Source organism: Mesorhizobium sp. M7A.F.Ca.US.014.04.1.1 (assembly GCF_003998745.1).
In the GTDB taxonomy this organism is placed as follows: Bacteria; Pseudomonadota; Alphaproteobacteria; order Rhizobiales; family Rhizobiaceae; genus Mesorhizobium; species Mesorhizobium ciceri.
Map to the genome: position 1 here is coordinate 1 of NZ_RZRW01000238.1, position 8,433 is coordinate 8,433.

Annotated in this window: 6 protein-coding genes and 1 riboswitch; of the genes, 3 read left to right on the top strand and 3 right to left on the bottom strand. The window is 58.2% G+C overall.

The annotated features are described in order from the left end of the window. Positions 1–346 precede the first annotated feature (346 nt). The 3 genes from EOA22_RS17030 to EOA22_RS17040 are packed head-to-tail and all read right to left on the bottom strand — an operon-like array spanning position 347 to position 4,805. Positions 347–1,402 (bottom strand): hypothetical protein, encoded by a 1,056-nt coding sequence (locus EOA22_RS17030; RefSeq protein WP_063169411.1) that lies wholly within the window; start codon positions 1,400–1,402, stop codon positions 347–349. After that, positions 1,399–3,465, bottom strand: coding sequence for a hypothetical protein (locus EOA22_RS17035; protein WP_063169412.1), 2,067 nt, complete (start codon positions 3,463–3,465; stop codon positions 1,399–1,401). The genes EOA22_RS17030 and EOA22_RS17035 overlap by 4 nt, the downstream gene beginning before the upstream one ends. Before the next feature lie 2 nt (positions 3,466–3,467). Then, positions 3,468–4,805, bottom strand: coding sequence for a metallophosphoesterase (locus tag EOA22_RS17040; protein ID WP_063169413.1), 1,338 nt, complete (start codon positions 4,803–4,805; stop codon positions 3,468–3,470). A 491-nt stretch (positions 4,806–5,296) separates the two neighbouring features. Between EOA22_RS17040 and EOA22_RS17045 the strand changes: the two genes are divergently transcribed. The 3 genes from EOA22_RS17045 to EOA22_RS17060 form a co-directional block, all read left to right on the top strand. Beyond that, a complete protein-coding gene (locus tag EOA22_RS17045) occupies positions 5,297–5,560 on the top strand; it encodes a hypothetical protein (protein ID WP_082826710.1) in 264 nt (87 codons plus the stop codon). A 317-nt stretch (positions 5,561–5,877) separates the two neighbouring features. Continuing rightward, positions 5,878–5,994: riboswitch (TPP riboswitch) on the top strand. Between the two features lie 103 nt (positions 5,995–6,097). Then, positions 6,098–7,933 (top strand): phosphomethylpyrimidine synthase ThiC, encoded by a 1,836-nt coding sequence (gene thiC / locus EOA22_RS17055; RefSeq protein WP_063169414.1) that lies wholly within the window; start codon positions 6,098–6,100, stop codon positions 7,931–7,933. Further along, positions 7,930–8,433: FAD-dependent oxidoreductase (locus EOA22_RS17060; protein ID WP_127390101.1), on the top strand; the 504-nt coding region annotated here is incomplete at its 3' end. The genes thiC and EOA22_RS17060, both read left to right, overlap by 4 nt.

Here is an 8,433-nt window from a genome sequence, read left to right on the forward strand (position 1 = left end):
CAAGGGAATCGCAAAACCGAATTGCAGGAAAACAGCGTCCAAATACCGCTAATCCTGCAATTCCAAAGCCGCTATCCGCCTCAATCAACAGGCCAGATCAATGGCTTGCGGATAGTTCACGGCCGACTCACTATTTCTATGCTGAACAGTCTCGCCTGAGTATATGTTTTAGCTAGTCGCTAATTAGACGGAATTCTGCCAGTCTGCATTCCCCCCTGATCTGATGTAGAGCAGCTTCCAAGTGGGAATTAGCCCCCCATCGACCGGATCGGGCGACACGAACATGCGCTGAAGGCTTGGCGGAACGGCTACTGGGACCATGATGCTACTCGAATGCAAGATAGTGTCAGAACGTCCCGGGAAGGCTGCAGGCAGGGGATGTCAGGTCAATCAGCCTATAGATATGATACCGCCCATTCGCTGAGACTTCACGATGGGCATAGGAGGTGGGAATTCTTGCCTTGAGATGGACGCGGCTGTCGGAGCAGGCGAGCACGGCAGCAGCGATGGCCTGAACCTTCGGGCCGCTGACAAAAACGTTCACCACCGCACGCGAGCCGAACCCGTCGAGATACGTCTCGAAAGCATCGAGGTGGGCCATCAGCCCGAAAGCCTGGATGTCGCGAACTTCGCCATCTTCGAGCCGGTGGGTTTCACGTACCTTGGCCACCTGTTGATCGAGCAAAGCATCGATATGCGCATTCTTGTCGCTTCTTGGGACGAGGAGCGAGATCCGTTCCGGACTGACGATATCGATCAATCCGTAGAATACGTCGGCATCTCCTCCGATCCCCACGAGCAGGACTTTCTCTTCGCCCATTCCTCCGCTGCCTTGAAGATGAGGGACGGTGACGTATCGGTCCAAGCCGCTGGAAAAATCCTCTTTGCCGATCGCGTTCCCGTAGATACCTTCGGCGTACCCGAATTCGAGAGACTGAATCGACATTTTCTTGAATGCCACCGCAATCAGCCATTGGATGTAGATTCGCGGCATCGTCGAGCACTCGACGAAAACCTTCCGCAGGCTTCCTTCGTATGAGCCACATGAAGCGGCCATCTGAGTGAGCAGGTGATCGAGGAGATTGATGTTCTTCTGATACTCGATGGAAGGCTCGAGGGTGATCACAGTCACTTCGACGCCCCATCGGGTACCCATAGCGATGAGCTTTCGCCGGTTTTCTTCGACGGCTGGGACGTTCGCTTCCTTCAGAGCAAAGTCCAGAACCACGATCTTGCCGACCTTCAGGTCAAGATGGTTTTCGAACGCGGCGAAACGCGTTTCCCATCCAAGCGCGACGATCGCGATATCTGCCTCCATCGTTTCGCAGGTACCTGCATCTCTCGCCTTCTCGGTGACGGCCAGATGGCCGAAGACTCGATACTCGACAGTTGAAGCGGTCATTCGAGATCGCTCTCGAAAAGCGAGTGCTGGAATTCGGTCTTGAGTGCGGGCCGCGCGACGAGCTCCTTAAACACCGAGTCGGCCCAGTCTTCTGGGAGCCGATGCCTGGTAAAAAGCAGGTCGACCATCCGCGCCGCAGGGATTGTGTTGATTTCGTACGGGCCGCGATAGGAGAACCCGAAGTAAGGTGCAAATCGCCGATGCAATCTGATCATCATCTCCTTCGATGCGGGGTCGGCGCGGTCCACCTCAAAGTTGCCGGCGGCGGAGACCTCCCGGATAAACCCATCCCTTTCCGCCCGACGCAGGACCTCGTCCAGTTTTCCGCTGGGTTGCTCCAGTCGGTTCACCAGCGAGCGCATTTCCTTTAGATCAACCCTGAAAATGCCTCTCTCTGTCGTTCCTAGAGCATTTTCTTCGGCAAACTCTGTCTGGAGGCGAGCGGTCAGGTAACCCAACGCCCGCACCATGCGCACGCTCTCTTCTTCGTACGGATGTGAAAGCGCCTGAAGTCCATCAAGCTTCCGTTGAGAGGCGGCGTTCACAGCCTGTCTCTGCTGTTCGAGATGAATCTGTAAATCCGAGTTGATGAATTCCACCAGTTTTCGTGGATCACTGGAACTCGGAACACTGCGGCGGAAGATCTCTCCCATTATATCAAGGAAATCGCGTATACAGACGTCGCTCAATGATGTGATGATCTGGTGCCCTACGTACGGGTAGTCATGCAGACGCAGCATCTGGCACGCTTTCAGAAAAGCCCATCCCTGTTTCCGGGCGATCGACCTCTTCAGATTTGAAGCATCCGCCTTGCTCATGGGCCGGCGCTTAATTTCCGGGTTCATGAGCGCGAGCGCCAGCCCTTCGGCATAAGGGCGCGCTTTTCGATCAAGAAGGAATTGCTGCTGATCCGCCGTCCTCAAATTCACGGAGAGGAATTCACGTGCTGCATCAGCAAGTGCCACAAGCTCTTCTCTGCCCTCGGAATGACCCGATATGATAACCCGCTCGATGATGTCATTGACGGAAAGCCGCCCCAGCCGGTTTTTGAGCGAAAACGCGCTGAGCGCATCGTTGCGCTCGAGATCACTCCGCAGATGGTCAGGAAGCGCATAGTACAGCCGAAGCGACGACACGTTCTCGCACAGCGTGGCGAACTCCCTCGGATCGACTGAATCAAGATTCTCGACGTCCCGGTCAGCATTCGAGAGCGACTGGCCGGGTATGATCGTCCGGATCGTGTCGTAGAGGCCGCCGATGTAGGCGAGGACCCATTTCACGTTGCCGCGCGTCTTTCTCACCAAGGTGTTCAGGAACTGCTGTTGGAGCGGTGTCAGTGCTTCACAGTCGTCAATCAGTATCTTGAAGAAGGGCGCCCTGTCACCGGCGAAAGATGGGCCATTTAAAAGTGGAGTGATCGCGGTCGCGACCTTGTTAATGATCGCGCCAGGGTCTGTTGCTCTGAAGCCGGTCGCTCCGGCATCGGCGGCAAAGAAGAACGCGTTGAAGCATTCGTCGACGTACCGGGTTATCCCACCCCGCAGCTCATCGATGCTGAAGAAGTCGAGACGGGCAGGTTGGGGTATGAAGTGCAGCACTTCGCGATGCAGTGCCAGGGCGACGTCCCTATCTTCGGAGGCCCGGTATTTCAAGTGGCCGTCGCGTCTGAGCTGGCCGATGCTCTCGAGCAGGCGTTCGACTATCTTCAGCTCCAGATAGTGAGAGAAGATTACGAATTGCCGCGGGATCACGGCGGCCGTGTCGAAGCGTATCCGCTCCGGAATGAGGTTCAGAACGGCGTTGTCGATTAGGGGCGAGAATGTCTCATTGAGCTGGAAGAAGACGCCATACCAAGCGAGCTTGCCGACTTGGTCCGAGAGACTTTTGTCTTCAAGAATATGGACTGTGGAAAGCGAGCGAAGAATGCTGGTCTTGCCGCTGCCTCTCGTCCCTGCGACGAAGACCGGCTTGGCGGCGGCAGAAATCAACGCCGACTTCTGACTGAACCACAGTATCGGGCGGCTTTCGTACTCGATCCTGTTGGGGCCGAACGGATTCTCCATCGCTATTCGTCCCTTACCTTAATGCGCCAAGCCGAGTTTGCCTTGGTGAGGCCGTCTATCTCGATGAAGCGCGCCGCTTGGAGCATCAGAAGAGAGTCTTCCAGATCTAGCCCGAGCTCGGCGGAGGCAGCAATCTCAGTGATCTCGTCCCAGAAGAGTAACCCATTCCCGCGCCTGGTGGCATGGTCGCGCAGTCGGCGCAGCAGGTCAAACGTGTCGTTGTTCAGAAAGGCCTTGCCGTTGGACATGGTCGAAATAAAGCAATGTTCGCCTTCCATGACCGTCCCGTCGGCGACATTGGTGCGGTAGGGTATAAGTCGGATGCCGACGAGCTCTCCCTGATCGGTCGTGAAGAAGACGAGCTCATTGAAACCTGACTGTATCTCTGGTGCTGAGATGCAGATCAATTTGCCGTCCGGAAACCTTGGATCGTTGACGATCTCGACCGGATCAGCATGTATGTGTCCATGCAGGTAGACGATAGGCTTGTTGCCCTGCAGCAGCTGAGTTCTGACAAATCCGCTGTTGAGCATCTCCGCGTATGGCGTAATGCGCGGAGTCTTTTGTGGCAGCAGATTGTGATGGCCGATTATGATGCCGTAACGCATGTCGGGCTGCTGGAGCAATTCCTGTAGGCCTGCAAGCATCTCACGCGAGATGTATGGCGTGTCCATCTGACCGTAATACTCGTCGTCGGACGCCTCCTTGTCTGGATCGCTGGGAGGTGTCGCGGGCGAATGTCCCGAGATGTCCGGCGAGCCGAGATCTAGAGGCTCTGTAGAAGGACTGAGTGCCTCGAGACGATCACGAAGGAACGCGGGAAGGTTTTGAAGCTCCCAACTGCCTATCGCTGTGTTGACGAGGATGAAGTTTGCGCCTGCGGATCCTGTCGGAAGTCTGAAGTGCACGGGTTGGTCCACGGGAACGGTCTGCCAACCCAAGCGGGCGGCTAAACTCGCCATTTCGCTGAATTTCTCAGTCGGTCCAAGTTCGCGCGCGTCATCACGGTTCACATCGTGATTTCCCGGTACGAATATCAACGGAAGCGCCTTTGAACTGCGTCCCTGTGCGCGGCAGAGCAACGTGAAATGCTGGAATGCCGAAGCAATGAAGGTCTTGTCGCCACGGCTCGTGAAATCCCCCATGAAGGCGATCGAATCCAAGGGCTTCGAAGTCGTCAGCCGCCGAAGTTTCGTCAAGACGGCACGCAGCGAAGACGCGCGTAGCTTCTGCGTTATTTTCGGAGCGAACTTGCTATCCTTGGCATCGATGTTGCTAGAGGAAGGATGCCAGTCCGGATAGTGAATATCGCCTACTTGAAGGATTCGCACCCGCCGCATAACTCGCCCCCCTGCCGAGAGCCATAGACTAATCCGTTCGCTTTTGCCAAGCGCGAACGATCATCCGCAGTGTCCTTAACGAGGTAGCCTGCACTTTTCGAGAATTGCCACGGCGGCTATTTTTCGGCTGTGAAGCACACGAGACCCGTGACGTGAGACCCAGTTGCTCAATGCCCAGTTGCTCAATGAGCTTTCTTACGAATAAGGGAGAATTTCCGCGGCCGGACTATCTCTGAGCGAGCGTGCATGACTGCCAACGGAAGGTCTTGCACGCACCCTTGCGATCTTGAGCAATGGTCGCCATGACTTTCTTCTTGCAGGCTTTTGAGTGGCCCAGCCTGCGATCACCAGACCCCACCGATTCTAAAGAGCGTGGCAGATGGGATAGTCGAGGTTGCCCGTGCACAGTCACGCTCAGGGCTTGCGCCGCCCAGAGGACACGCTGAAAAGGCAGATTGGGGCGCAAGCACGCCATTCACGAGAGGTTCGACATGAAGACCATGCAAGAAAAAGACATTCCGGCATTCGTACAAGCAGTTGTGGACGCCGGCTGCAAAATTTGCGCGATTGGCAACTTGGGATACGTCTTTGGCGATGCTGATTTCACGCCAGCGCAACGGAGGGCCGTCGAGCCACAGCTGCGTAGGATTGCTGAAATCTACGGCGAACGCGATCATCTCATGAACGAGATAGCTGTATATCTGCGGTCGATCGGACGCCATGTCGAGGTTGAGCCGAAGACAGGTATTTCCTGATGGCCGTGATCGCGAGAAGCCGTCTTCCAACCTCTGAATCCTAAAGGAGGTGACCCCCAAGGCCGTTCGTCACCTTCGACCAGAATAACCACATCCGTGACCGCCTGAGCTACTTGGTCGATACGCGCACATGGCCAATACAGTTTCTCCATCCTTCACGAAGCGAATGAGGCTTTGGCCATTCAGCCCCGGTCTACGGGGCGTGACTTGTCCCCGATGCATGCGCGAGCTCTCCGCCCGGCTGGCCGCCGGTCGTCGCCACCGGCCGAAGGCGCCCGAATGCGCTTGACAAGATAGCGTCAGCCCGTTCAACCTAAGGCATTCACCAGGGGAGTCCCGGCAAGGGGCTGAGATACTGCTGGCTTTCGCGGCGCAGTGACCCGTTGAACCTGATCCAGTTCATACTGGCGTAGGGACGGTGCAAGCGCTTTGCGGGAGTTTACGCCCGAGGTCCTGTTGCAGCAGGTCTACAGAAGCGTCTTTTCATCCTTCCGGCACAGAACTGGGTCTCCAATGCATGAGCAAAGGAGCCTCACGATGAATGCCCTCACCCCCGCCGTATCGACGGGACCACTGCCCGCCTCGCGGAAAATCCACAAGCCCGGCGTCCTCTACCCGCAGATCAGGGTGCCGATGCGCGAGATTTCCGTCCATCCGACGGCCGGCGAACCGCCCGTCACCGTCTACGATCCGTCCGGCCCCTACACCGATCCATCAGTCGAAACCAGCATCGAAAAAGGCCTTGCCCGGCTTCGCCACGAATGGGTCACGGCGCGTGGCGATGTCGAAGCCTATGACGGCCGCCACGTCCGGCCGGAAGACAATGGATTCGCCACCGGCGAGCGCCTGACACCGGAATTTCCGATACGCAATCGGCCGCTCAAGGCCAAGCAGGGCAAGGCGGTGACCCAACTTGCCTATGCGCGCGCCGGCATCATCACGCCAGAAATGGAGTTCGTAGCCATCCGCGAGAATCTCGGCCGCGAGGTGATGCGCGGCAAGCTGCAACGCGACGGCGAAGCCTTCGGCGCGGCGATCCCAGATTTCGTCACACCCGAATTCGTGCGCGACGAGGTGGCGCGCGGGCGCGCAATCATTCCCGCCAACATCAATCATCCCGAGAGCGAGCCGATGATCATCGGTCGCAATTTTCTGGTCAAGATCAACGCCAACATCGGTAACTCGGCTGTCACATCGTCGATGGCCGAAGAGGTCGAAAAAATGGTCTGGGCTATCCGCTGGGGCGCGGACACGGTGATGGACCTGTCGACCGGCCGCAACATCCACAACATCCGCGACTGGATCGTGCGCAATGCGCCGGTGCCGATCGGTACGGTGCCGCTCTATCAGGCGCTGGAAAAGGTCAACGGCATCGCCGAGGATCTGAACTGGGAGGTCTACCGCGACACGCTGATCGAGCAGGCCGAGCAAGGCGTCGACTATTTCACCATCCACGCCGGCGTGCGGCTGCACTACATCCCGCTGACCGTCGACCGGGTCACGGGCATCGTCTCGCGCGGCGGCTCGATCATGGCCAAATGGTGCCTGCACCATCACCGGGAGAGCTTCCTCTACGAGCATTTCGAGGAGATCTGCGACATCGCCAGAGCCTATGACGTCTCCTTCTCGCTCGGCGACGGCCTTCGTCCCGGTTCAATCGCCGATGCGAACGACGCGGCGCAATTCGCCGAACTGGAAACACTTGGAGAACTCACCAAGATTGCCTGGGCAAAGGACTGCCAGGTGATGATCGAAGGCCCGGGCCATGTCCCCATGCACAAGATCAAGCAGAACATGGACAAGCAGCTCGCAGTGTGCGGTGAGGCGCCGTTCTACACGTTGGGGCCGCTGACGACCGACATCGCGCCGGGCTATGACCACATCACCTCAGGGATAGGTGCCGCCATGATAGGCTGGTTCGGCACCGCAATGCTTTGCTACGTCACGCCGAAAGAGCATCTCGGCCTTCCCGACCGCAACGACGTCAAGATTGGCGTGATCACCTACAAGATAGCCGCCCATGCAGCCGATCTGGCGAAGGGCCATCCGGCAGCGAAAACCAGGGATGATGCCCTTTCGCGCGCGCGCTTCGAGTTCCGCTGGGAGGACCAGTTCAACCTGTCGCTCGACCCCGAAACCGCACGGTCCTTCCACGACCAGACCTTGCCCAAGGAGGCGCACAAGCTGGCACATTTTTGTTCGATGTGCGGGCCGAAATTCTGCTCCATGCGCATTTCCCACGACATCCGTGCCGAGGCCCAGAAGGAAGGCATGGCGGCAATGGCGGCAAAATACCGGGAGGGCGGCGATCTCTACATGCAGGCGGACGAGACTGGCGTACCGGTCGTGCCAGAGGCTCCCAAACCATCATGAGGGTGCTCGTCAAAGGGGCCGGCGTTGCCGGCCTCACCGTCGCTTTCGAACTCGCCGCCCGCGGCGCGACGGTCACCGTCGCCGAGATGCGGCATGGCCTTGGTGGCAACGCGTCGTGGTTCGCCGGCGGCATGCTGGCGCCATGGTGCGAGCGCGAAAGCGCGGAGCAGCCGGTGCTGGATCTCGGACGCGATGCTGCCGACTGGTGGGATGCGGTGCTGTCGGGTCAGGTGACACGGGCCGGGACATTGGTCGTGGCCGCGCCGCGTGATGCCGGTGAGCTTGACCGGTTCGCCAGTCGCACGTCAGGGCATCGGCGCGTCGATGAAAACGAAATTGCGCTCCTGGAACCCGACCTCGCCGGCCGCTTCCGGCGTGGATTGCTCTTCCCCGACGAGGCTCACCTCGACCCGCGCCCGGCGATGGCGGCACTTCATGACAAGCTTGCGACCATGGGTGTCAAATTCCACTTCGGCTGCGACGCCCGGCCTGTTTCGGGA